The sequence below is a fragment of the Zunongwangia endophytica genome (genome assembly GCF_030409505.1).
GTDB classification, from domain to species: Bacteria; Bacteroidota; Bacteroidia; order Flavobacteriales; family Flavobacteriaceae; genus Zunongwangia; species Zunongwangia endophytica.
Genome location: NZ_JAUFPZ010000002.1, coordinates 1,007,736 through 1,033,168, shown reverse-complemented (window position 1 = coordinate 1,033,168; position 25,433 = coordinate 1,007,736). Strand labels below are relative to the sequence as shown.

Genomic DNA, 25,433 nt, shown 5'->3' with positions numbered 1-25,433 from the left:
ACAAAAATAAAAATATGCAAATAAATTGCAAAAAATGAATTTTGATAGTTTTTTTTAAATGATGCCCAACGGGATTGTATATGAAAAGTAGCGTAGAAATTAGCGCTTAATTCTCCGCCATAAAACAAGCCAAAACTTTTGCATTTTGATTTTACCTTTACCTTTCAAAAGCCAAATCAAAAGATTTGGCGACTTACCAAATATACCAAAATTTACGATTTAGAAAAGAAGCAGCTATTTTTTATATACGTTGTTGCCAAACGTTTTTTTATATACCTACTTAATTATTTGTGTAAATTAATTAAAAACTATTTCTAGATTAGATGTCACAATTTTCCACAATTCAATTCTAGGGTTTTCTGGATTTTTGTTTTTCCCTAAATGTTGTCCAAATATGAATTCTTCCAGTTTAGATGAAGTACATCCTATTTCATTAGCCCATTTATCGAAATCATTTATGTAGGATTCATAGCATTCTCCGTAGAGTTTATTGTCTATCTCAACCAATCCTGGCGAATTAGAAAAGTTTAATTTTATGGCTTTAAAGTATTTTTTCACTTTATCAATCTCCTTGTTTTGAAGTAATAATGCTAAATACGCATTTTGAGTCCATTTATCAAAGATTAAAGGTTTGATAGGTATATTATCGTTTTCTACTCCTATGAAATAAAATAATTTTGTAAAATAAGCTGGACCAATTCCTTTGATTTTAGCTTCATTTCTATAATATTCAAAAGCTTTATTAAATTCCTTTTTTTCTAAATTGTTGGTTACAATATCGATGTCTTTTAAAATTTTATCTTTAGGATGCTTCAAAAATTTAGAGTAAAATGTATTTGATTTATTTTCAGATCTAGTAGCATTTATCCCTCCCCAAAGCATTGCACAAGTAAATGCTAAATATTTATCATTTTTTCTGAATAATCCTATAACTTCTTTTTTATCTATATTGTTTTTGTCAAAGTAATAATCTAATTTTTTCTTTAAAAAAGAGTTGGAACTTTCATAGAAAATTGGGTTTTTGTAAATACTTAAGTTGTTGTTAGCCAATGACTCTTCGGGCGGAGATTTAAATATTCTAATTTTATTATCTAATAAATATTTTGGAGTCATTTTTAAATGTTTGGCAACGTGATTGTGTATGATTTCGTTGCGTATTTAAGCACTAAAGTTAGCGAATAAATCACAGATAGAAAGTCCGCGAGAACTTTCGTAAGTAGGCTATAACTAGCAATGAATTATACACGGTGTTGGCAATAGTATTTTAATTGTTAAAAAATAATAATGTTCCTAAAAGAGAAAAAAATGTACAAATAAATAATCCATAAATTCCAATTTTTAAGGATTTGTTTAAATCTTTTGTCTTTAAATAATTAATTAATACCAAAAGGAACATTGAAATAAGTCCTATTGACGCGACTGAAACTGCTCTTTTCAGAACATTTATTACTAAATCAGTTTTTAAAAAATCAAAATCCTCCTCTGACCCAAGAAATAAAAACCTGGAAAGGAATAAAATAAAGAAAGAACTGATTCCTAACCAAGTATAGTTGAATAATTTAATCATTAATCGACTTTGTATTTACTTGGTTCTAGTGTTTCAATTTTCGGCATTACAGTAATTTCAGATTCTCCGTCTATTGAGTAAAATTCCAATTCAGTCGGCATTTGGTCAGTTCCGAATACAGATATTCCAATTAATTCTCCATTTTTGCCTTTTCCAGAGTAATCTATTATTAAATTGCCCTTTTGAATTTCCGAATCAAATGTTTTTCCAAATATTATAGTCGGACATTTTCCACATCCACATCTGGCAATAACTTTTAGATTTCCGATTAAATTAGTCCATTCCGATTTTTCTTTTTCAAACAAATGAGTCAGAAATTCAATTTCGGATCTGGTCAATTCTCTTTTATCAGGAATGCTATATTTCATTTAGTTATTCATCTGTTTTTTGTATGCTGCTATATTATTGCCAACGGTTTTGAGTATGGCCAGTTGTGGTTTGGTAGGCCAGGTTTTTTCCGCTTAAAATAAATATAGCTAAAAACATCGAATATCAATTAAGGATTTAGCCGCAATTGGCTATACGCATTGTTGGCAGCCGTGGTTTTACTTTATTATTTTCTTCCAAACTTCTACAATTTTATCCAAGCTGTATCTGGCATTTGCAGGGCTTGTACTTGGAAGAGAATAGTATTTAAAATTCTCTTTTCTTATAAAATATTTATCAAATAGGGATTCTGTTTTTTTACCATTAAAAACAATAGTTTTTAAATTCGGATGAATTTTTATAAATCTATTTAAATCATTTGGTTCTTCTTTAAAAATTGCAGTATCTAAACTTCCTTTTCTATCTGCTTTATGTGCAACATCCCGTACTGCAATTTTTGACTTAGCTAATAATATTTTCTTTTCATCATAATTCTCAGGTAATTGGCTATTTGTTATTCTTGAAATAATTTTCCAAAATCTATTTCTTGAATGTGCATAGTATTCTTGAAGTTCAATAGATTTATCGCCTGGTAAAGTTCCTAATATCAGAATCTCGATGTTCTTATTCGTTATTGGCTCAAAGGAACTTTTAGTAAAAGTATCGGTCTCTATTTTTCTAGATTTCTTTTTGTCCGTTTTTTGTTCTTTAGAAAGACTTACTAAAGATCCATTTCTTTCAAAAAGGTGTGAATACTTTCTTGTTCTACCGTGGACTTGGAAAGCTGTAATTTCTGATTTGTCTTTTTTTTGGTACAATCCTTTTTTATTTAAATCATCCGCAATTTCTTGTGTAGTCATTGCTTTATTCTTTTTCTTAAGAACCAATTCAATTGCGGAATGTAACGTCATATTAAATTTGAATTTTTCTAAACCATTGCTGCCAACGGTTTTGAGTATGGCCTGTTGCGGGTTGATTTGCTAGATTTTGTCCGCTTAAAATAAATATAGCTAAAAACATTGAATATCGATTAAGTATTTAGCCGCAATTGGCTATACGCATTGTTAGGCAAAGTTGATTACTCTATATATTCTTTTTGCTCAGTCCATTCATTTAAAGCTTCATACCTCACAGCCTGCCAATTGTTACAGTGAAAAGCTCCACTTAAGATTGTATCATTTTTAGAATACCCGAAATCTTCTGGTAAAATTATTTCATAAGTTCCCCAAACATTCTGGGCGATATTATAATTGAATGTGTTTATATAAATCTTGTAATTGCTGATAGAAAGGGAATCTATTTTTTCATTGTTAAATTGTCTTTCTTTTGAAGCTTTTAATAGTCCAACCTTTTGAACAATTGAATCTTTTATGTAAATAGTTGGAAATCTATATTGTCTTGGTGGACCTGGCAAAAAATACGTTGACATTTTATTTCCTTTCTTTAATTCGCTTTTGCTTGGAAATTCAATCCGAGGTTGAATAATTAGACTATTTTCTTTAATATTTTTCTCACAATTGCAAAAAGCGATAAGTGTATCAGATTTACTATTTTTCAGATATGCTAGATCAACTTTTCTTTTTTTAAGACTTGTATCCTTTTTAAGGAAAGATTCGTATTTATTTTTTTTATAAGAAGTAGAATCAATCTTAGAAATCGACTTTGTCTGATCCCTTATATCAATATTGCTTCCTCGTCTCTTACAAGAATATATGCTCAGAAATAATATGATTAGCAGGATTTTTCTCATCAATTTTGCCTAACGGTTGTGTATAAGAACAGTAGGGCGGGAAAACGCGCGAACCATTCGGTTGAGCACAAGCCGAATTTTTAATTTTTCTTATTATATTTTCTTTGTTAATAAGCCAAATTTAAAAATTTGGCGACCTCGCAAAAGCGCCCGAACCGTTCGGTTTTGCTACAATTGCCCTATTGTTTTTATACGTTGTTATGTGTAGGCTTTATGCGCAATCTTTTAATCTATGCCAACAATTCTTTGATATAATTTGATGTTCCATTTTCATAATCTTTTATGTCTCTACCAAAAAATTGTTCGAAATCCTTAATCAAATTATCGTACAACTCTGGTTTCGTTTTATCTTTCCAGTTTACGACTTCAATTTCAGTTTCTACATCTACCATTCTTGATAATAATTGTCTCATTTCAAAGTCAGCTTGTGGTAAAGAATAACCAACAAATACTATTTTCTTGGCTTCCGACAATTCAATTCCAGCATTTTGCCAAATTATTTTGTATTGCGGATTAGACAAGTCTTTTAAGAAAGTTGGCATAATCAAATTTGAATTTAGATTATGTGCTTTGTATTTGCCAAAATTATTATTACAATGTTTACAAGATGGTTTGTCAATTGTTGAATATGGATTCATTGCAATTTTCTGATTGAACTTTACATAAATTCTATGGCATTTTGGACATTGAAGCCAGTTCATCGAACCGTGTAATTTTAAAAGCTTGACATTAAAACCTCCTTTACCCAAAATTTCGAGACCTGGCTTAACAGTTTCATCGGTTTCGTCGTAAGAGCTAACATAACAGCAATAATCTACAACTGCAAGTTCGCCAGAGTCCTTAATCGTATTGTATATTGAATTATCGAGAAGAATATCCCAATTTGTACTAATTACGGAAACTGGGTCAAGCCTTCTGTAGTTATCGTTTTTTCTTGATTTCGCTTGCTCAACTAAATATTCAGCAAAATCGTCAATATAACCTTTTGGAGAATGCTCTAATAAGTGTTGTAGTGTCATTCCGATTAATTCGAATATAAGATTTCGTTTTCTTTTCAATTCATCTACAGACAGATTTCTAAAAGAAACATTATTAGCTATACAACTATCTAAAGGTGTAAAAATATCTTCTAATGGAATTGTCTCTTGTAATCTTTTTGGAATGCCTAAAGTTTTATTCAAAAACTTGATAAACTCATCAATTTTATTATCATTAAAAATATGAGGTAATGTCTTATGAATTCTAAAGATTTCGCTAACCAATTTTTCTTGAGAAGGTGCGCGAGCTTCTACAGAAAATCCTGCTCCAAGAATATAAACTGTTTTAGTCTTTTTTATTTTTGCCATAGTTTTTTTTCAAGCTTACACATAACGTCTTCGTATAATCGTCAGTTGCGGATTGGTTGAAAACTAAGATAGCTAAAATTCCTGACTTTTATGCTTGCGCGGTTGTGTCCGCAGGACATAAAGCCGCAATTGCTATTATACGTTGTTGTAAAATGTAGCGACACGTTCTGCTTGGTACGTTCTACTAGTTTGTCCGTTTAAATTAGTGGTCAAAATTAACGAATATTAGATTTCTATAGAATGTTTTTAAATCTTGAGAGTGTGAGGGAAGTCATTCTATTTTATAAGTTTTTCGGTTATTTTTTCATTTTTGGCTTTAAGGCGTTTTTATTTAAGTTAGAATTTCCAATTTCAGATCGGAAAGATTGGTTCAGAGTGTTGCTTTTCCACACAGTTTTTTAATTACTTTGATTCTTTTTTTAGTTTAAAGTTCTTATTTCTGCGTCCTGATTTGCGCAGATATATTTTTCCGCTATTTTTCTCCGCATTGCTGTTCAAATTCAAGGTCAATTTTCTTTTAGAATAAAAACGAGAGAGCGATTTGATCAGTTTATTTTTACTTAAAGTTCTAAAATAATTAAGTCTGATTTTATTGAATTTTGATTATTATTTTTTCGGTCAGTATTGCATTTAAGAATTTGAGTTGGTTCGGAGCTATTTTTTACAACTCGTTATATCATCATAAAAATACACTTTTATCCGGTTCAGTTTCCGGATATCAACACTTTTTCGTCTCCATTTGCGATATTTGTTATACGCTCTACAGCTAGATCTAAGGGGTTTTTAATTTTGTTTAAATCCTTTTGGGCTACATGAGTATAGATCATGGTGGTCTCTGGTTTAGAATGGCCTAGTAGTTCCTGAATATATCTAATATCGACTCCGTTTTCTAGCATGTGAGTAGCATAACTATGTCTTAGGGTATGTGGTGTTACTCGTTTCGAAATTCCAGCTTGCTTGCAACTTATTTTTAAGAAATTTCTAACCGAGCTAGGAGTATACGATTTGTAATCTCTGCCTTCAATTAAAAAATTCCGGGGTTCATAAGTCATCAAATAATTATTCAATAATGGTTTTACCGTTTCACTTAAGTTAACCACACGGTCTTTTCTATTTTTCCCCTGTTTTACATGTATGACATTTCTCGAAAAATCAATATCACTTCTTTTAAGATTAAGTAATTCTCCAATTCTTAAACCAGCCGAATATAACAATGCAATAATAGCTCTATGTTTCAGATTTCGAGTAACCTGTATTAATTTTAGTACTTCACGATCAGACAAAACTATGGGTAGATATCGACTTTTTTTAGGTCGCTCATACTCACTAGCGTCAAATTCTTCGAATCCACAAAGTTCAGTAAGATATTTAAAAGCACTAATACCCTGGCGATGGCTGCTAATACTATAATTTTCTTCAGCCATAACTTTGGTCATAAAGTAATCTAAATCACGATTAGTATATTCATTAACGGGTTTAAATTTAAATAAATCTAAGAAGCGCAATACGAAGAAACCATAGCTTTTTATTGTGCTTTCACTTAACCTTTTTCCGCGTAAATATCCTACATAATCTTTCAATAGAAATTGATGATTTTTGGGTAAATATTGATAAAGTATCTTCATGGTTGGTTTACGACCAGAATGTCTTTTTATAGGATTTGGAATATATTCAGGTATTTCATCATTTCTAAACGCATCTCTATTCAGTATAAATCCAGCCTTTCGACAGTAAAGCTTTAAGTCGATAAATTGAAATGGAGAATAACCAATATAATAAGTAGCTTGAGATTGAGACCATTTGATATCTTTATAAGACTTAACAAAAACTCGAGTTTTCTGATCATTATCAAATTTTATAGCAATTTGTTTTGTACCTCGATGGATAAGCGGAGTAAGTGTTATCGATTTATTCATAATCCTAAAAATATAAAGTAATGATTATCAAATCATAAAGTTAAGTAATTACTGTTTTCTTTAGAAGTAATTAGAATGTTAAAAATTACTTTTGAGGAAAGTATGGGAAAGAAAATTGTTCGCTAGAAGGAAGTGAATGGTCTAAAAACAACAAAACCCCGCGAATAGCGAGGTTTGATGTTGTGATTGCGCCAGGATTCGAACCTGGGACCGCCTGCTTAGAAGGCAGGTGCTCTATCCAGCTGAGCTACGCAACCAATTTGCGGTTGCAAATATAATCTCTTTTTGTTTTAAAACAAGCCTTTTTTTAAGAAAAATCAGCTTTTTATTTCGTCTGAAAGTTTTAATACTGAAAAACAAATAGTTAGTGTTTCTATTTTTAACAAACTAAAATTTCAAAATATAATCCCTCAAGGTATTCTTAAAGTTTTTCCTTATTTTTAGCCTCAACTTAATTCTAACAATACATTACAATGCTTAATTACCCGATAAAATTTACGCCAATTCTTAAAGAGAAAATTTGGGGAGGCGAAAAATTGGCCACCATTCTTAATAAAGAATCAGATGCAAAAAATCTTGGTGAAAGCTGGGAAATTTCAGGAGTAAAAGGTGATATCTCTGTGGTAGAAAATGGAGCGCTTAAAGGAAAAACCTTAAAAGAGCTTCTAGAAGAATATAAAGGAAAATTTTTGGGTGAAAAGGTTTTTGCTGATTTTGGAGCAGAATTTCCTTTGCTTATCAAATATATCGATGCAAAAACTGCTTTATCTGTTCAACTTCATCCCCATGATGATCTTGCAAAAGAACGCCACAATAGCTTTGGAAAGACAGAAATGTGGTTTATCATGCAAGCCGATCAAAATGCCGATATCAATGTAGGTTTTAAAGAAACAATTACTAAGGAAGACTATATAAAACATCTCGATGAAGGTAAAATAACTGAAGTTTTAAATTTCGAACAGGTTGAAAAAGGAGATAGCTTTTTCATCAATACCGGGAAGGTTCATGCAATTGGAGCAGGAGTGCTTCTAGCTGAAATTCAGCAAACATCAGATATTACTTATAGGATCTATGATTGGGATCGAGTAGACGATGAGGGTAACTCAAGAGAATTGCATACAGCTTTGGCTATAGATGCTATTGATTTTGAGAAGAAAGATGATTTTAAAATGGAGTACAGTAAAACTCCAAATGAATCCTCGAATATTGCTGATTGCGAATATTTTACAACAAATTACTTACCTGTAAAAGGAAGTATTAAGAAAGATTATTCAGCTTTAGATAGTTTTGTTATTTATATGGCGGTAAGCGGAAAAGCTACTGTTAGTGTAGAAGGAAACGCTGAAGCAATAGAGCAGGGGCAAACGTTATTAATTCCTGCGGAAAGTAAAAATGTTGAAATTACTTCGGATGATTGCGAATTGCTGGAAGTATCAGTAACTAGATAGATTTTACAACCAACATAAAACCGAAAAAGCTAATCTGAAGATTGGCTTTTTCAGTTTTTGAATATTTTTAATGCTTTAGTAAAAATCCAAATAATGCTATTCGATAGTCACACGTAAGGAATCCTTATCTCTTAAATGAATATTATCATACTCCCACACGTCATTAATTCGATGTGCTTCAATATCCATAACCCCGTTAGCTTTCGTTCCATTAACCTTAAAAATAAGTTTAACCGAATTTTGATTGTCTGAATATTGAACGTCACCATTCAGCAGTGAGAGGTTATCTTTAAGTGCTATTTCTCCAAAGTTCTTTAGCACTTCTTCATCATCATTAGCAATATTTATTGCGTTTTCGTGGAGTGCTTCATCTGCATAAACTTCAGTAAAATTAGAAATATGAGTACCTAAATTTGTGTTGGAAAAGGCTAATATTAGCAATACGATAACAAGACTGATACTTACGATAAGCCATTTTTTCATAATCTTATTCTTTAAATTTATTGTTTTCAAAAAGTGCTCTTACTTCAGGTTTTTGTATTTCGATAATGGTCAGAATTCCAAGTATAATTCCTAAAATACCGGTTAAACAATTTACCACGGAAACAACAATTATAAAACTCCAATTTCTATGTTCCTTTAGGTATTTAGCAGCTAAAAAGGTAAGCACTGATAATAAGATAGAAATTAAGATGAATACACCACCAATTAAAAAAAATACAGCATGAAATAAGCTGAAAAAATGATCGGGCATGCCTTGCGATGGGATCACAAATCCAAGAATAACATAAATTAATCCGAATAACGAAAGTGCTAAATTGAAAACAGCTTTTATTATAAAAAGAATTCTGTAAGTTTCTAAATTCCTAGCTGGATTGGATTGATAGGTTTCCATATTTTGAATGAATAATGTCTAAAAGCAATTTACGCTATAAAAGTATTTGATTGGCAATTTCAGTTTAGATATTTTAAAAATTTATAGTATTTTGAAATCTCTAGCACAGAAACGGTAGACAATGGACAGCAAAAAAGAAGAACTTTTAATAGATTTTAATAAGGCATTCGCTAGCGGAAATGACCAATTTATGCTAGATCATGTTACAGATGATTTTCATTGGATCATGATTGGTAAGAAAGAAGTAAAAGGAAAAGAAAACTTTTCTAAGACCTTAAAAGAGATGCAAGACCATACTACAGATGATCTTGAATTTGTAGATGTGATTATTCATGGTAACAAAGGCTGCGTTAATGGTAATATGAAAATTAAAACTCCCAATGGGGCTGCTTTAAGTTTTTCTTTTTGCGATGTTTACGAATTTAATTCGGATGAAAATAAGATTCAAAAAATGACTACTTACGTGATAGACAGATGATAAATTAAAAACGACTCAACTTTCTTTAAAATAGATCCTATAAGCTAAAGAATACTTACTAAAAAAAGTTCTTAAAAAGTTCAAATATGGTTTTTTAGAAGTTCTTAAATATGAAATTCTTCAGGATAGACTACAATACCAAAAATATGTTTTGCTGCATCGGGGACTAATTCCTTCAGCATAAAATTCTTTTTTGGAACTTCAAATGGTGCCTGTATATCAAAATTAATAGCAGGTTCGTAATCAAATCTAGGATAATACTCTTCGTGACCTAAAACCAATACTAATTCGTATTCAAGTTCCTTAGCTTTATCGTGCGCACTTTGTAACAATTTAGAGCCAATCCCATTGTGCTGCATCTCGGGAAGTACCGCAACAGGAGCCAGTGCAAGCGCTGGAAATTTATTTTTATTGTTCTGGATCGTTATTTCACTAAGCATAATGTAGCCAACAATTTTTTTATCAACTTCGGCTACCAAAGATAGTTCTGGAACAAAGGCGTACGATTTGCGTATACGATTCACAAGAAATTGCTCCTGGTGATCGCTATTGGATTCGTTTAAAAAAGACGCTTTAATTACTTCAAAGACATCATTGTAATCCGCTGGTTTCTCCTGCCTAATTGTTACTTCCATATTGCTGAAAAATTAAAAGCAATGTAGCTAATTTTAAGCTTAACTTCTCACTATTCGAGGTTAATTATTAGCAAGTATTCTTCTTCATTTAAAAATTCTATTTTTTCAGCATTTTCATTAAAAGCAAAACTCTTTCCGCAGCAAATCATTCCATCTGCTTTTCCGATAGCATTTACTAATAGCGTCGGAATTTTATTTTTTTCTGAAATCATTTTCAATTCATTTTTAGCTTTTTTCATTCCTATTTGAGGTTTTGCTACACTTGCCAAAAAGAAATCAATATTTTCTGAAGCAATGTCTTCTCGTTGCTCTTGAACAAAAAATTCATAACAAATAGCCAGCTTTATTCTTTTCTGCTGAAGTTCAATCACGGAAGAATTTGATTTAGGCTGAAAGAAATGTATTTCATCTGAATGCAAAAATTGTTTATAATAGAAGCGATTTTCCATATTCGGTTCAAAAATAGCCATCGCAATATGAAGCTTAGTATCTAATTTTATCGGTAAACCTAAAGCTATAGAAATATCGTTTTTAGTACTGAATTCTTTAAAAATGTTCAATCTTTTATCATCTCGATGAAAAGCTAATGATTTCGCCATACTTGGCTCATAATTAGTCAAAGACAATTCAGGAAAAACAATAAGGTCTACTTTTTGCTTGCTCGCTTTTTTGGCGAAATCGAGATGCTTTTTGATATTATCATCAATATTCCCAATTCTCGACCTAATTTGTGCTAAAGCAATTTTCACAGGCTTCTAATTATTAAACCGATTCAAGTTCGAATACGGTAATTTCAGGTCGAACATTAAAACGAATTTGGCGCAAACAGCCCAGAGCACGATTTATATAAAGCATTCTGCCATCATAAAGATCGATTACCCCGGCATCGTAACGCTTATTTTCTACAGGTAAAATAGGTGCTTTTAAAAACGGAGGTTTGCATTGCCCGCCATGAGTATGCCCGCTTAAGATCCAGCCTTTGTAGTCATTCCAAACATCTAAATCACAAACATCGGGATTATGGCAAAGCGTAATATTCGCGATTTCAGGATTATATTTTAAAGTAGCTTTTTCTGGATGAAAATTAGAGCCCCAAAAATCATCGATCCCGATAAAATTAATGCCATTCAAATTTAAAGCTTCATTTCTTAAGATCTGAATATTTCTAGAAGCCAATTGATCTATAATATTTTTAGCAACATGTTCTTCCTCGTAATCAATTCCATAATCATGATTACCCAAAATACCTAGGCTTCCCAGACTGCCGGTAGGAAAATACGGGATAACTTCAGCAAGCTGTTCCAGATTTTTAGGTTCATTATAAGTTACAAAATCGCCCGTATAAACAACAAAATCAGGTTTTAGCTGTTGAGCTTCGTTGAATGAATCAATTATATATTGATAGTCGAAAAAATCACCAATATGAATATCACTAATTTGCATTAGTGTTTTCCCTCTTAATGCTGAAGGAAGATTTTTAACGGGCATTTTTTGATGAACAAATTCTAACCAGAATGGCTCTACCTTCCAGGCATAAAAACTTGGAATGGCAGCTAAGCCGGAAATGATAGCAAGATTTTTTAAAAAGTTTTTTCGATTCATTTAAAATAGAAGAATTGAAACGTTCCGATTTTTGTTTGAAAAATAACTCAATTACTTGAGTATAGCGTAGCACTTTTATAAAAAATTGCAATAATCCTTGTATTGGAAAGAACAGTTAAGAGCTAAACTCACTTGAATTGAATATATAATTATGAAAACTATATTTTGTCTAATTCTAGTTTTAACGCTTTTTGGCTGCATTCATGATGCTCAAAATGAAGATAATTGTAAACCTGAAAATTTTAGTAGTTTTTATGAAGTTTGTAGAACGATTGCTTTATTAGAACTTTCGCCTTTGCAATACAATATAATTGAAGGAGAAAATCTTGTTTTCACTTGTGCTCGTATGTGGGCGTAGTGTGATGAGATTGCTGATGATGAGATTGTGGAAGGAATTATAATTTGAAATATCATCAGATCTAGCGCCCTTCGACTTTGAAATACAGAATTAAAAAATGTAAAGATGCATTACCGAAGAACAGGTGCTTAGACCGAAGGCTAGGCTTATGCTTTCGAAAGAAAAATTTTAACCGGAAGCAGAGTTAGCACTTCGCGATATAGCACTAAAGTGGACTTGGAAGCTGTAATTTGAAATAAAACAATCAAGGTCCAATTTTATAGTGATTTTGTAGTGCTGACAATAGACTAACACTCAGAATTGGGATTTTAAATCAAGAGTCTAATAACCTCTATTTTAAATATTTATAACGAATTATTTGTGTGATCGAATTATATATTTTAAATTGCTTCATAATTAAGCATTAAGAGCCCTAATCCTGAATGCTTAATTTATAAGAGTAAAATTTAAGCTATCCCAAAATGTCTTAGACAACGAAAGCGCCCTGAAAATTTTCAGGGCGCTTTTTAGTTTATTATTTACTGAGAATTTTTATTCTCTAAGCATATCATCCAAAATTAATCAATAGAATTGTGGAATATTGATTATTTATATGGGTCTCCACTAGCTGCAGTAACGATGCAAATTAGGTGTAGTATAATTCCTGGAAAAATGAATAAAATATAGCCTATAGTCACAAATATGAGCCATAATATACCAGCGGCAACCTGCCCTTTGTAAATATGGCCAATTCCGGGGAAAAAGATACTAAGTAAAATTGCTAATCCCGAATTCCATTTTGGATACTTATTGATAACGGTTACAGGTGCTTGGTTATGTGAATAATGCTGTTGGCTTCCTTTATCTAAACGCTCCCCGCAATGCCAGCATTTAATAGCTTCTAATTTAATAGTCTCGGCACAATACGGGCATTTTTTAGTGTTATATTCCATAATTCATTGATCGATTACAAATTAGACTAGCATCATGAATAATTGTTACACCTTTATATCAAAAAGATCTACTACGAATTATTTGTATAATGTGGATATTTTAAATCTACTATGTCTTTATTTTGAGGTATTTACTAATTTATAAATTAAAAATAATGGGATAAGCGTTGCAAGACCCATCGTATTATTAAATATGCTATAGACGATTATTCCTATACAAACTCCAATAAGCATGGCGTTTATTATTTTTGAATTCGATGCTTTTTTCTTACCAGCAGCTGCATCGACCTCGGTTAATTTATTTTTAGTCATTGATTGAATTATTAGATAATATTAAAACTAGCTATTCTTGTAATATTTTATGGATAATAATGTAAAATTCTTAAATCTTTTTAATTAGTCTTTAGTTTAGTGAATGATTGTTTACTTTCTAATTATTCAATTATAAACTTTGAAATCACAGTGATTATTTCAGCGTATTTTAACTTTAATTGATACTATATTACCTATAAAAGTGATATTCGTTGCTTATTGAACAAATATTTTACAACTTTACGGGAAACTATCTTCTAAAATTTATGCTTAGATATAATTCCCTACTACTTTTATTGCTACTGCCATTATTTTCACTTCAGGCTCAAGAAACCCAATTTACTCATGCCGATACGCTTAGAGGAAGTATAACTCCAGAAAGAGCGTGGTGGGATGTTATGCGTTATGATATTTCAGTAACGCCAGATTTCAATAAAAAATATACTTCAGGATTCAACAATATCACTTATAAAGTGGTGCAAAACGAGCATCCAAATCTAATGCAAATCGATCTTCAGCAACCATTGGTGATCGATAGTATTATTCAGGATAAAAAAGAATCACTGAGTTTTACAAGAGAAGGGGATGTGTATTTTGTAAAAACTTCGTCTCAAAACATCGATTCTGAGCATGAAGTAAAGATATATTTTAGCGGAAAACCCCACGAAGCCATTCGCGCACCCTGGGATGGTGGCTGGACATTTACTAAAGATGAAAAAGGCAGACCTTGGATGACGGTTACCTGCCAGGGACTTGGTGCTTCTATTTGGTATCCTAATAAAGATCACCAAAGCGATGAGCCAGATCGTGGCGCTTCGCTAACCATGCGTGTGCCCAAAGATTTAATGGCCGTTGCCAATGGGCGTATGCTAGATAAAAAAGAGCATAACGATGGTACTATTTCTTATAAGTGGGGCGTGGAAAATCCGATTAGTAATTATACAATAATTCCGTATATCGGACATTACAAAAATTTTTCTGAAGTGTATACCGGTATAAAGGGCGATTTAGACCTTAATTATTGGGTAATGGATTATAATTTAGAAAAAGCTAAGGATTATATGCCTACTGAAGTTCATAATCTTTTGGACGCATTTGAATATTGGTTTGGTCCTTATCCTTTTTACGAAGATGGTTACAAACTTGTAGAAACGGAACATACGGGGATGGAGCACCAATCTAATGTTTCCTACGGAAATTATTACGCCGGCGGTTATCGTGGTAGAGATGGCTCGGGAACTGGTTTAGGTTTAACCTGGGATTTTATTATTATTCACGAAAGTGGTCACGAATGGTTTGGTAATAATATAACCACTAACGATCTGGCCGATATGTACGTTCACGAAAGCTTTACTAATTATAGCGAAACCTTGTTTTTAGATTATGTCTACGGAGAAGAAGCGGCCAACGATTATAATTATGGAACCAGAAGCGGAATTCAAAATAAAAAACCAATAATTCCTGCTTACGGAGTAAATGCACAGGGAAGCGGCGACATGTATCCAAAAGGCGGAAATATGTTACACAGTATTCGCCATAGTTTAGATGATGATAAGTTGTTCAAGAATATTCTAACCGGCTTAAATATGACATTTCATAACAAAACGGTAGACGGTACAGAAATTCAGGAATATATTTCAGATAAAGCGGGGTATGATTATTCGAAAGTTTTCGAACAATATCTAACCACTACAAAAATCCCAAAACTTCAGTTATATGTAGATGCTCCTAATAGCCAGATGTATTATAGATATACTAATGTAATCGATGGTTTTAATTTGCCACTGGTTTTAAAAGGAAATGAAGAGAGAATAAAAATAATTCCAAATTCAGACTGGCAAAGTGTAGGAATTCAGCATAAAAATCAGTATTTATTTACACCTTGGCGCATAGAGCATCAGTATTATGTAAATGTAGAATTACTCGATAATCGAGATTAATTTTTCAAATTCTGATATTGATTGTTCGAACCAAGAAATAATTTATAATAATTGCTTCATGGGTTTGTCCTATGGTAGTTAACTAAAAAATGGAAGAATAGATGTTTTCAAAAGAAACTTATGTAGAAAGGCGTGAAAGCTTAAAGAGAAAAATGAAATCCGGAATTCTGATTTTCCCTGGAAATAAGGAAACAGGAATGAATTATAAAGATAACTGGTATCCGTTTCGACAGGATAGTAGCTTTTTATATTACTTCGGAATAAACCTTCCCGATCTTTATGTACTTATCGATTTAGATAATGATAAAGAGATTTTATTCGGAGATGATCTTACACCTGAAGATTTTGTCTGGGTTGGAGCGGTAGAACCACTATCAACTTATGCAGAAAAATGCGGTCTTTCTGAAGTGCAACCTATGGCAAAACTGGAAGATTATATTAAAAATGCGCAGCAAAAAGGACAAAGCTTGCATTATTTACCGCCTTATAGAAATAAAGTAACTATTGAAATTAGCAATCTTACCGGAATTCCGGTAAACGAAGTTGATGCTCATAAATCGGAAGCTTTTACCAAAGCCGTGATTGCACAGCGTTCTATAAAATCTGCTGAAGAAATTACTGAATTGCATAAAGCGGTAAATATTACTGCAGCCATGCACCGCCATGCCATTAAATGGACAAAGCACGGAGTAACCGAAAAGCAAATTGCAGGTGAATTACAAGCGATCGCTGTTGCCGGTGGTGGGAATATTTCGTTCCCAATAATTCTAACCAAAAACGGCCAATATCTTCATAATCATGCCACGCAGGCGGTAGTAGAGAATGGCGATATTGTTTTATGTGATTGTGGTGCAGAAACCGCCATGAATTATGCTGGTGATATGACGCGTACATTTCCGGTAGCCGAGCGATTTACCGATATTCAACGAGAAATTTATTCGATTGTATTAGATGCGCACGAATCTTCTTCGGCGGCACTAAAACCGGGATATCGTTTTAAAGATGCTCATTTATTAGCCTGTAGCCGAATCGTAGATGGTTTAAAAGGTCTTGGCTTAATGAAGGGGAATACGCAGGATGCGGTAAATGCCGGAGCGCACACCTTGTTTTTCCAATGTGGTTTAGGTCACTTTATGGGAATGGATGTGCACGACATGGAAAATTTCGGAGAACAGTTAGTGGGTTATACCGATGACGTTAAAAAAAGTACTGAATTTGGACTGAAATCTTTGCGCTTAGGTAAAGCACTTGAAGAAGGAAATGTACTTACGGTAGAACCGGGAATTTACTTTAATCCGTTTTTAATTGATTCCTGGAAAGCACAAGGAAAATATACCGATTTTGTGAATTATGATGAAGTCGAGAAGTTTAAAACTTTTGGTGGAATGCGAGTGGAAGAAGATTTCCTAATCACCGCAAACGGCAAAGAATTGCTGGGAGATCCATTAGCTAAAACTATAGATGAAATAGAAGCACTTAAAAATTCTTAATTAGTAAAGTACAATACAACTGTTTATTGAATAATTGCCGTCACCCTGAACTTGATTCAGGGTCTCATCCGTTGAAGGATTGTTTTGGACAAACAAATACGGAGGCAGATAAAAGGAAGATTAAAACTTTATTTATAATCATCAACATGATTTTATTATAATTAAAAACTGAAAATTGCTATGAACAAATCAAGATTACTTAAAACCGCTTATTTTTTTAATTTTTTGTTCATAGCATTTTCTCTTTCCCTCAAAGCTCAGGAAAATCCGGAATGGCAGCGCCTGAATGTTTTATCGGTAAATACCGAGCAACCTCGTGCTAATTCCTACTATTTCGAGTCTGAAGAAGCTGCATTAGCTGGGGAGTATAAAAAATCAGCTAACTACAAAAGTCTAAACGGAACCTGGAAATTTCACTTTGCTGAAGTTCCCGAAAAAAGACCGGTAGATTTTTACAAAAACGATTTTAAAGTAAATAAATGGGACGATATCAAAGTACCTGGCGATTGGCAATTAGAGGGATACGATTTTCCGCTATATGTAAGTGCTGGTTTTACTTTCGAAATTAATCCGCCATTTGTTGATTCAACTTATAATCCAGTAGGTTCTTATAAACGTTCTTTTACATTATCAAAAGATGAATTATCAAATGAAAAAGACTTTTTTCTTCATTTTGGAGCGGTAAACAGTGCTTTTTATGTTTGGATAAATGGAGAGAAAGTTGGTTATAAAGAAGGCACCAAAACTCCGGCTGAATTTAAAATTACCAAATATTTAAATAGCGGTGAAAATGATATTTCGGTAGAGGTATATCGATGGTCTTCTGCCAGTTATCTGGAAGATCAGGATTTTTGGCGATTAAGCGGCATCGAGCGTGATGTGTATATCTACAAAACTCCAAAATCTCGAATTAAAGACTTCTTTTTAACGCCGAATTTAGATGAAAATTACGATAAGGGAATTCTTAATGGATATGCGGTAATTAATGCTGAAAAAAACAGAAAAAATCTTCAGTTACATCTGAAGCTTTGGGATGGCGATCAACTAATTTCAGAAGTAATAAAACCAACTTCAGATTCTAAAAATGATACGCTAAACTTTCAAATTTCAGAATTAGATATCAAACACTGGTCGGCAGAAAAACCTAATCTTTATTCGGTAAGCTTAAGTCTTAAAGATGCAGAGAAAGAATTGATGGCTACTTCAGCAAAAATAGGTTTCAGAACTTCAGAAATTAAAAACGGCCAACTTTTAGTCAACGGAAAACCAATTTTACTGAAAGGTGTGAACAGGCATGAACACGATCAAAACACAGGTCATGTGATCTCGCATGAATCTATGCTTCAAGACATCAAACTATTCAAAAAATACAATATAAATGCGGTTCGAAATTCGCATTATCCTGCAGATCCTTATTGGTATGAGTTATGTGATAAGTACGGCATTTACATGATCGACGAAGCGAATCTAGAAAGTCATGGTTTTGGTTACGACGAAGATAAAACACCTGCCAATAAACCCGAATTTGAGAAAATGCATCACGATCGTATTGCGCGAATGATGCAAACCAATAAAAATCATCCTTCGATTATTATTTGGTCGATGGGGAATGAAGCTGGCGATGGCCCGGCATTTATAAAAAATTATCACTGGTTAAAGAACAACGATCCTAGCCGCCCGGTGCAGTATGAGCGTGCAGAACGTGGTGAAAATTTTCAGGACCCGCATACCGATATTATACCCTGGATGTATGCTAGCGTAGATTATGTAAAAGATAATTATTTGGGCAACTATCCCGATCGCCCATTTATTTGGTGCGAGTACGCGCATGCTATGGGAAACAGTACCGGCGATCTGGTAGATCTTTGGAATTTTGTATACGAAAATCCACAAATTCAGGGTGGATTTATTTGGGATTGGGTAGACCAGGGATTTGTGAAAACCGATGAAAGCGGTGAAGAATATTGGGCGTATGGTGGTGATTTTGGACCCGATCGCTATCGGGATGATGCTAATTTTGTGATTAACGGACTCGTAAATCCAGATAGAACGCCGCATCCTGCGCTTTACGAAGTTAAAGATGTTTACCAGAATGTAGATATCAGCTTAAAAAATGAAAATTCAGATACTTTTACTTTTGAGATTGAAAATCGATTCTTTTTCACCAATTTAAATGACTACGAAATTTCTTATGAGCTATTGAAAAATGGCGAAGTAATAGAAACTGAAATTCTTGATAAAATTGAATTGAAACCCCAAGAAATAACTAGTTGGAATAAGAATTTTGAGTTTGAAAAGAAAGCCGAATACTTTATAAATTTCTATGTGAAAACAACGAATTCGGCTAATTTAATTCCTAAAGATCATATCCTTGCGAAGAAGCAAATTCAACTTCAAAAAGCCAGCGAGTTCAGCTTATCCAAAATTGCTTCCGGAAAATTAAAAACTAAAAATAAAGGCCAGGATCTTATAATTTCGAATAAAGAATTTCAGGTAGTTTTCGATAAAGAAAGTGGGCAGCTTTCAGCTTATACTTTTCAGGGAAAAGAACTAATTAAACAAGGGCCGAAACCAGATTTTTGGAGAGCGCCGACGGATAATGACTTCGGAAATAGCTTTCAGAAACGCGCAAAAGCCTGGAAAGAGGCAACGAATAATCCAAAATTAATAAATTTTAAAACGGAAAAAGAAAAAGATTTTGTTGAGGTTGTTACCCATTATCAGTTAGATTCGGTTTCTTCTAATTTAAAGATTTCGTATAAAATTTACCATAACGGAAGTATTGAAGTCAGCAATAATTTTGAGTTTAATGGAGATCCAGATAAACTAACTTCTTTGCCAAGATTTGGCAACGCGATGGTAATTCCGCTGCAATACGATAAAGTAGAATGGTATGGTCGCGGGCCGTATGAGAATTACTGGGATAGGAAAACTTCTGCTTTCGTAGGAATTTATAAGTCAAAAGTAGATGATTTATATGTGCCTTATATACGACCACAGGAAAATGGCTATAGAACCGACAATCGTTGGGTGAAATTAAGCGATAATGAAGGAAACGGAATCAAATTTACCGGAATGCCATTAGTTTCGTTTAGTGCCTTACGGAATCCTACTTCAGATTTTGATCCTGGTTTAGAAAAAGCCCAACGACATACTAAGGATATTAAACCTAGAGATGCGATTTATTTAAACATCGATTATAAACAAATGGGTGTTGGTGGCGATAATAGTTGGGGTGCAAAAACCTGGAAAAAGTATCAATTGCAACCTAAGAATTATAATTATACCTATTGGATGGAGCCGATTTTAAACTGAGTAGTTACAATTTAGTATTGAAAAGTTAGATCGCTTCGCTGTTAGAAATTAGAAAATAGACTTGAGTTAATTTGATAATGTGCCGATTTGAAAATGGATTTTAAGCTATTGAGAGAGGATCAATTTTAAATTATATATGCTGAATTTTGAATAGTTTGCAGTCAGAATGCTTTTTTGACCGTCATGCTGAACTTTATTCAGCCAGAAATTAGGACTTATTGTATCAACTTGATAATTTGAAGATGCATTATGCTTAGCAAAATCGTAATTGACGGTATTTGAAATGAATTTTATAAGTACTAAAAATGGATGATTATTTACTGTGCTAATTGTAAATTGAACCCGGCCTATCGAAAATTGCTCGTAAAATTGGATGTGAAAGAAGCGTAAAAATTTTAGGTTGTTTGAGCGTAGCGAGTTCCTAAAATTTAGCTTCCGAACGTACAATTTAGAGCAAGGTTAGTAAGCCTAGACTTTTTTGGTTCTTTTTTCGGTGATGGAAAAAAGAAAGAACATGATTAGAAGTCAGAAGTTATCGCTTCGTTGTTTGAAATTAGAAGATAGACTTGATTTAATTTGATAATGTACCGATTTGAAAATGAATTTTAAGCTATTGAGAGTGGATCAATTTTAAATTATATATGCTGAATTTTGAATAGTTTGCAGTAAGAATGCTTCTTTGATCGTCATGCTGAACTTGATTCAGCATCCCATCATGCTTCGCAGATTCTGAATAGCAGAATGAGATTCCGTGTCAAGCACAGAATGACGTAACGAAGTCGAGAAGTCTAATTTGAAGGTACAGAAAAGAATCAAGATACAGGATTTGATGATTTGAAAATAATTTTTGAATTTAAATACTAAACTTAAAAGCTGAAAGCTAAGCGCTAATAGCTAAAAAACTGTAAACTAATATCAAATGGCCATAAAATATTTTTTAAGAATATCGCTAGTGCTTTTCTTTTCTGCTTCTGTAATTGCACAAGAAAATGATTCCTTATTAACCTTAGAACGGATTTATTCATCTTCTGAATTTAGAAGCGATTATCAACGACCAATTTTTTGGATTGAAGAGGGAGATGCCTTTGTAAGTATAGAAAAAGATAAAGCAGGTAACGACGAACTTATTCGTTACGAGAGTAAAAATTACAAGAGCAGTACATATTTATCTGCTGAAAATCTAAAAGTACATGGCCACAATTTAGCTATTGAAGATTTTTCGTTATCACCCGATGCAAGTAAGGTATTAATTTTTACAAACTCCAGCCGAGTTTGGCGATCGAATACAAAAGGAGACTTTTGGGTTTATGATTTTGATACCAAAGAATTAAAACAATTAGGTAAAGATTTCCCATCATCTTCTTTAATGTTTGCTAAGTTTTCAGAAGATAATCAGTTTGTGGCTTATGTTCAAGATTTCAATATTTATAAAGAAAATTTTAAAACGGGAGCCATCACCCAACTGACTAAAGATGGTACCGGCGATATTATTAACGGAACTTTCGATTGGGTATACGAAGAAGAATTCGGAATGCGAGATGGTTTTATGTGGAGTCCAGATGCAACCAAAATTGCGTTTTGGCAATTAGATGCTTCAGAGATTGGCACATTTTATATGATTAATAATACAGATTCTGTGTATTCGGAACCAATTCCACTTCAATATCCCAAAGCAGGTTTTAATCCTTCTTCAGCAAAAGTTGGAATTGTAGACGCTGAAACTTCCGAAGTGAACTGGATTCCCATGCCCGGCGATCCTGTTCAGCATTATTTACCGGCAATGCAATGGCTTAACGAAGATTTAGTATTGATTCAGCAAATGAATAGAAAGCAAAACGAACTGAATATTTTTACCTATCAGCCATCGACCAATCGATTAAAAAAAGTATATACCGAAACTGAAGATACATGGGTAGATTTGCGCTATCCTGATATTTCTTCTAACCAATGGGGAAATAACGATCAATTACTAGTAGATAACGGAAAGTCATTTTTGCGAATGACGGAGAATGATGGATGGCGCCATATTTACAAAGTGAATTTAGAATCTGGAAAACAGACATTGCTTACGCCTGGAGATTACGATGTAGCAACGTATTACCAAACCGATAATAAGAATTTGTATATCGTAGCTTCACCAGATAATGCGACTCAGCGTTATTTATATAGCGTTCCATTAAACGGAAAAGAAAAATTAACTAAAGTTACCCCAAATCAATTCGAAGGAGTAAATACCTATAATGTGTCGCCTAACGGAAAATATGCGATTCATAAATTTACTAACTTAAATACACCAATTTCGATTAATTTAGTAAGTCTTCCCAAGCATAAGTCGATTAAAAATTTAGTCGATAATCAGCATTTGAAAAATAAATTAAATACGCTTAATCTTCCTGAAACCTCTTTCTTTAAGGTAACTACTGAAAACGGAATTGAAATGGATGCAAGAATCACGAAGCCATTAAATTTTGATGCTGAAAAAAAATATCCGGTCTTGTTTCATGTGTATGGTGAACCTTGGGGTGTCGTAGCAACCGATCAGTGGATTGGGATGTACGAAATTTTTATGGCACAGCAGGGTTTTGTGGTAATAAGTATGGATAACCGTGGTACGCCAACTTTAAAAGGGAGTAAGTGGCGAAAAAGTATTTACCAAAACATGGGAGTAATAAATACTAACGATCAGGCACAGGCAGCAAAAAAGGTCTTAGCTACTTATAATTTTCTGGATGAAAAACGCGTGAATGTTTGGGGATGGAGCGGAGGAGACTCGATGACGCAGAATTTGTTATTTAGGTATCCTGATGTTTATCAGACCGGAGTAGCGGTTGCCGGAGTAGCTAATCAGTTATTTTACGATAATATTTACCAAGAGCGTTATATGGGACTACCTAGTGAAGATAAAGAGAAATTTATAGAAGGTTCTCCGGTAACTTATGCTAAAAACCTAAAAGGTAATTTATTATTGATTCACGGGACGGGCGATGATAACGTGCATTACCAAAATATGGAATTTCTGATAAATGAGTTAATTAGGAATAACAAACAATTCGATATGATGTCTTACCCAAATCGTTCTCATCATATTTCTGAAGGTAAAAATACATCAATTCATTTATATACTTTAATCACTAATTATTTTTTAAAACATAATGGTATGAAATAACGAATGTTAGATAAAAACTAATCTGTCTGTTGGCGATATTGGGTAGGCGTTATTCCCTTTAATTCTTTAAATTTTCGGTTGAAATTGGCGATGTTTTGGAATCCGCACAATTCTGAAATTGCGGAAACTGGTAGATCATGATCTTTATAAAGCAACTTGCAAGCGCGTTCGATTCTAATTTCTATTAAAAACTGAAAAAAGGTTTTATTCGTTCTTTTTTTAAAGTAGCGACAAAAAGCATTTTTACTCATAAAGGCAATTTCAGCGATATCCTCTAGGGCGATATTTTCCTGAAAATTATCCATGGCGTATTGAAAAACATCATTCATCCGTTTTCCTTCATCTTCTGTGTATTTTTTTTGATAAACAAAAGAAGATAAGGGAAGACGTTCTGCGTGCGTTAGCTCATTTAAAAGCAAAAGTAAACTGGCAACTCTTTCAATTTTGCTTTGATGTTTCAGATTGTCAAAAAGATGGAACCGTTTTTCATTAGACTGAATCTTCATACCGTATTCAGATTCGTCAAAAAACTTCTGAATTCCGCTAAGATCAGTAAGGTTGAAGAATTCCTTTCCGAAGGATTTCTTAGTAAAAAATAGCGTATACATTACCGAATTGGGATGTGCTTCTGCATCACTTCTAAAGACGTGCGGAATATTTTCACCAATGATAAGAATATCGTGGGGTTTATATTCATTAATACTGTCACCAACAATTAAAGATCCACTGCCTTCCATGATATAACTAATCTGAATTTCCTCGTGCTGATGCAACTTATCGTAAAAAACGATTTCATGGTCTTCCTGATATACAAGGGCTTCTTTTTCGGGCTTTGGGATTTTGAAGGGTAGGACTTTCATTGGTTGGTTTTTGTAAATATTATTAAAAAAAAACCAATAAATCAATTTTAATGGTAATATAGTATAAGGTTCTGCTAATCAATACAAATAGAAAGCACTTTAATCGATTTAATTTTGTTAAAAAATATAAATTATGGCAATCAAATGGGAAGGGGTTATGCCCGCAGTAACCACTAAGTTTACAAAAGACGACGAACTGGATCTAGTTACGTTCGAAAAAAATATCAAAGCACAATTAGATGCAGGTGTAAACGGAATCATCTTAGGAGGAACTTTAGGTGAAGCTAGTACGCTAACACCGGCAGAAAAAGAAACGCTTGTAAAGAAAACTCTAGAAATTACTGCAGGGCAAGTACCGGTAATCATAAATATTGCAGAGCAGTCTACAAAAGAGGCAATTCAAGTTGCAAAAAATGCAGAAGCTTGGGGTGCGCAAGGTTTAATGCTTCTTCCACCAATGCGTTATAAAGCTACAGATCACGAGACTGTAATATATTTTAAAGAGATTGCTAAAAGCACATCTTTACCGATTATGATCTACAACAATCCAGTAGATTATAAGATTGAAGTAACTATTGAAATGTTTGAAGAACTTTTAGCAGATTGTCCAACAATAGAAGCGGTAAAAGAATCTACACGAGATATTAGTAATGTTACTCGTTTGAAGAATAAATTTGGGGACCGTATCAAGATCTTATGTGGGGTAGACACGCTTGCATTAGAAAGTATGGTTGCAGGTGCAGATGGTTGGGTAGCTGGATTAGTAGCTGCATATCCTGCAGAAACTGTAGCTATTTATAAATTAGTGAAAGCCGGTGATTTAGAAGAAGCCTTAAGAATTTATAGATGGTTTATGCCATTATTAGAATTGGATATATCTCCCCAATTAGTACAAAATATCAAGTTAGCTGAAGTAGCGACCGGTTTAGGAACAGCGCATGTTAGAGCACCTAGATTAGTATTACAAGGAAAAGAATTAGAAAGAGTACAGGGTATTATAGATACAGCGATGGCTGTAAGACCAGAGCTAATAGACTATAAATCATTATAATTAATA

General features: G+C 33.1%; 22 protein-coding genes and 1 tRNA gene. 8 read left to right on the top strand and 15 right to left on the bottom strand.

Annotated features, from left to right (window positions below; translation table 11 throughout):
• Positions 1-297: 297 nt before the first annotated feature.
• From QWY91_RS04630 to QWY91_RS04600, 7 genes are all read right to left on the bottom strand, one after another.
• Positions 298-1,113, bottom strand: a complete 816-nt coding sequence (locus QWY91_RS04630; RefSeq protein ID WP_290232158.1) for an 8-oxoguanine DNA glycosylase OGG fold protein — start codon at positions 1,111-1,113, stop codon at positions 298-300.
• A 453-nt stretch (positions 1,114-1,566) separates the two neighbouring features.
• Positions 1,567-1,935 (bottom strand): hypothetical protein, encoded by a 369-nt coding sequence (locus QWY91_RS04625; protein WP_290232157.1) that lies wholly within the window; start codon positions 1,933-1,935, stop codon positions 1,567-1,569.
• A gap of 177 nt (positions 1,936-2,112) precedes the next feature.
• Positions 2,113-2,844 carry a DNA-deoxyinosine glycosylase gene (locus QWY91_RS04620; RefSeq protein ID WP_290232155.1) on the bottom strand — a complete coding sequence of 244 codons (732 nt, stop codon included), beginning with the start codon at positions 2,842-2,844 and terminating at the stop codon, positions 2,113-2,115.
• A 167-nt stretch (positions 2,845-3,011) separates the two neighbouring features.
• The gene (locus QWY91_RS04615) at positions 3,012-3,683 is read right to left on the bottom strand and encodes a hypothetical protein (protein ID WP_290232153.1); all 672 of its coding nucleotides are present in this window, start codon (positions 3,681-3,683) and stop codon (positions 3,012-3,014) included.
• A gap of 230 nt (positions 3,684-3,913) precedes the next feature.
• Positions 3,914-5,029, bottom strand: coding sequence for a hypothetical protein (locus QWY91_RS04610; RefSeq protein ID WP_290232152.1), 1,116 nt, complete (start codon positions 5,027-5,029; stop codon positions 3,914-3,916).
• Positions 5,030-5,733: 704 nt separating this feature from the next.
• Positions 5,734-6,945 carry a site-specific tyrosine recombinase/integron integrase gene (gene xerA, locus QWY91_RS04605; protein WP_290232150.1) on the bottom strand — a complete coding sequence of 404 codons (1,212 nt, stop codon included), beginning with the start codon at positions 6,943-6,945 and terminating at the stop codon, positions 5,734-5,736.
• A gap of 183 nt (positions 6,946-7,128) precedes the next feature.
• Positions 7,129-7,202 (bottom strand) — tRNA-Arg (locus QWY91_RS04600).
• 216 nt (positions 7,203-7,418) lie between these two features.
• Between QWY91_RS04600 and QWY91_RS04595 the strand changes: the two genes are divergently transcribed.
• Complete coding sequence (locus QWY91_RS04595) at positions 7,419-8,393, top strand: type I phosphomannose isomerase catalytic subunit (RefSeq protein ID WP_290232148.1); 975 nt, start codon at positions 7,419-7,421, stop codon at positions 8,391-8,393.
• 96 nt (positions 8,394-8,489) lie between these two features.
• Here QWY91_RS04595 and QWY91_RS04590 read toward each other — a convergent pair whose 3' ends face one another.
• Together QWY91_RS04590 and QWY91_RS04585 are read right to left on the bottom strand one after the other, a co-directional pair.
• Positions 8,490-8,876 (bottom strand): cytochrome c oxidase assembly factor Coa1 family protein, encoded by a 387-nt coding sequence (locus tag QWY91_RS04590; RefSeq protein WP_290232147.1) that lies wholly within the window; start codon positions 8,874-8,876, stop codon positions 8,490-8,492.
• A gap of 4 nt (positions 8,877-8,880) precedes the next feature.
• Entirely contained in the window at positions 8,881-9,288 is a 408-nt protein-coding gene (locus QWY91_RS04585; RefSeq protein ID WP_290232145.1) for a hypothetical protein, read from the bottom strand.
• A gap of 121 nt (positions 9,289-9,409) precedes the next feature.
• On the opposite strand from QWY91_RS04585, the gene QWY91_RS04580 reads away from it, so the two are divergent.
• On the top strand, positions 9,410-9,766 hold the full coding sequence (locus QWY91_RS04580) for a nuclear transport factor 2 family protein (RefSeq protein ID WP_290232143.1): 357 nt from the start codon (positions 9,410-9,412) through the stop codon (positions 9,764-9,766).
• 104 nt (positions 9,767-9,870) lie between these two features.
• Here the strand turns inward: QWY91_RS04580 and QWY91_RS04575 are convergent, their stop codons facing one another.
• Genes QWY91_RS04575 through QWY91_RS04565 form a run of 3 tightly spaced genes read right to left on the bottom strand, consistent with a single transcriptional unit; the run spans position 9,871 to position 12,003 of the window.
• Complete coding sequence (locus QWY91_RS04575; protein ID WP_290232141.1) at positions 9,871-10,401, bottom strand: GNAT family N-acetyltransferase; 531 nt, start codon at positions 10,399-10,401, stop codon at positions 9,871-9,873.
• Between the two features lie 50 nt (positions 10,402-10,451).
• Positions 10,452-11,150: a carbon-nitrogen hydrolase family protein gene (locus QWY91_RS04570; RefSeq protein ID WP_290232139.1), complete on the bottom strand. Its 699-nt coding sequence runs from the start codon at positions 11,148-11,150 to the stop codon at positions 10,452-10,454.
• 13 nt (positions 11,151-11,163) lie between these two features.
• Entirely contained in the window at positions 11,164-12,003 is an 840-nt protein-coding gene (locus QWY91_RS04565) for a metallophosphoesterase (protein WP_290232137.1), read from the bottom strand.
• A gap of 151 nt (positions 12,004-12,154) precedes the next feature.
• Here QWY91_RS04565 and QWY91_RS04560 point away from each other — a divergent pair, with 151 nt between their 5' ends.
• Entirely contained in the window at positions 12,155-12,361 is a 207-nt protein-coding gene (locus QWY91_RS04560; protein ID WP_290232135.1) for a hypothetical protein, read from the top strand.
• 584 nt (positions 12,362-12,945) lie between these two features.
• Here the strand turns inward: QWY91_RS04560 and QWY91_RS04555 are convergent.
• Both QWY91_RS04555 and QWY91_RS04550 read right to left on the bottom strand, forming a co-directional pair.
• Positions 12,946-13,293, bottom strand: coding sequence for a hypothetical protein (locus QWY91_RS04555; RefSeq protein ID WP_290232134.1), 348 nt, complete (start codon positions 13,291-13,293; stop codon positions 12,946-12,948).
• 117 nt (positions 13,294-13,410) lie between these two features.
• Positions 13,411-13,605 (bottom strand): FUSC family protein, encoded by a 195-nt coding sequence (locus tag QWY91_RS04550; protein WP_290232132.1) that lies wholly within the window; start codon positions 13,603-13,605, stop codon positions 13,411-13,413.
• Between the two features lie 266 nt (positions 13,606-13,871).
• Between QWY91_RS04550 and QWY91_RS04545 the strand changes: the two genes are divergently transcribed.
• From QWY91_RS04545 to QWY91_RS04530, 4 genes are all read left to right on the top strand, one after another.
• A complete protein-coding gene (locus tag QWY91_RS04545; RefSeq protein WP_290232130.1) occupies positions 13,872-15,545 on the top strand; it encodes a M1 family metallopeptidase in 1,674 nt (557 codons plus the stop codon).
• A gap of 101 nt (positions 15,546-15,646) precedes the next feature.
• Complete coding sequence (locus QWY91_RS04540) at positions 15,647-17,035, top strand: aminopeptidase P family protein (RefSeq protein WP_290232128.1); 1,389 nt, start codon at positions 15,647-15,649, stop codon at positions 17,033-17,035.
• A gap of 180 nt (positions 17,036-17,215) precedes the next feature.
• On the top strand, positions 17,216-20,350 hold the full coding sequence (gene lacZ / locus QWY91_RS04535) for a beta-galactosidase, LacZ type (RefSeq protein ID WP_290232125.1): 3,135 nt from the start codon (positions 17,216-17,218) through the stop codon (positions 20,348-20,350).
• A 919-nt stretch (positions 20,351-21,269) separates the two neighbouring features.
• Complete coding sequence (locus QWY91_RS04530) at positions 21,270-23,516, top strand: S9 family peptidase (RefSeq protein WP_290232124.1); 2,247 nt, start codon at positions 21,270-21,272, stop codon at positions 23,514-23,516.
• 17 nt (positions 23,517-23,533) lie between these two features.
• Here QWY91_RS04530 and QWY91_RS04525 read toward each other — a convergent pair whose 3' ends face one another.
• Positions 23,534-24,376: a helix-turn-helix domain-containing protein gene (locus QWY91_RS04525; protein WP_290232122.1), complete on the bottom strand. Its 843-nt coding sequence runs from the start codon at positions 24,374-24,376 to the stop codon at positions 23,534-23,536.
• Positions 24,377-24,509: 133 nt separating this feature from the next.
• On the opposite strand from QWY91_RS04525, the gene QWY91_RS04520 reads away from it, so the two are divergent.
• A complete protein-coding gene (locus QWY91_RS04520) occupies positions 24,510-25,427 on the top strand; it encodes a dihydrodipicolinate synthase family protein (protein WP_290232120.1) in 918 nt (305 codons plus the stop codon).
• Positions 25,428-25,433 lie beyond the last annotated feature (6 nt).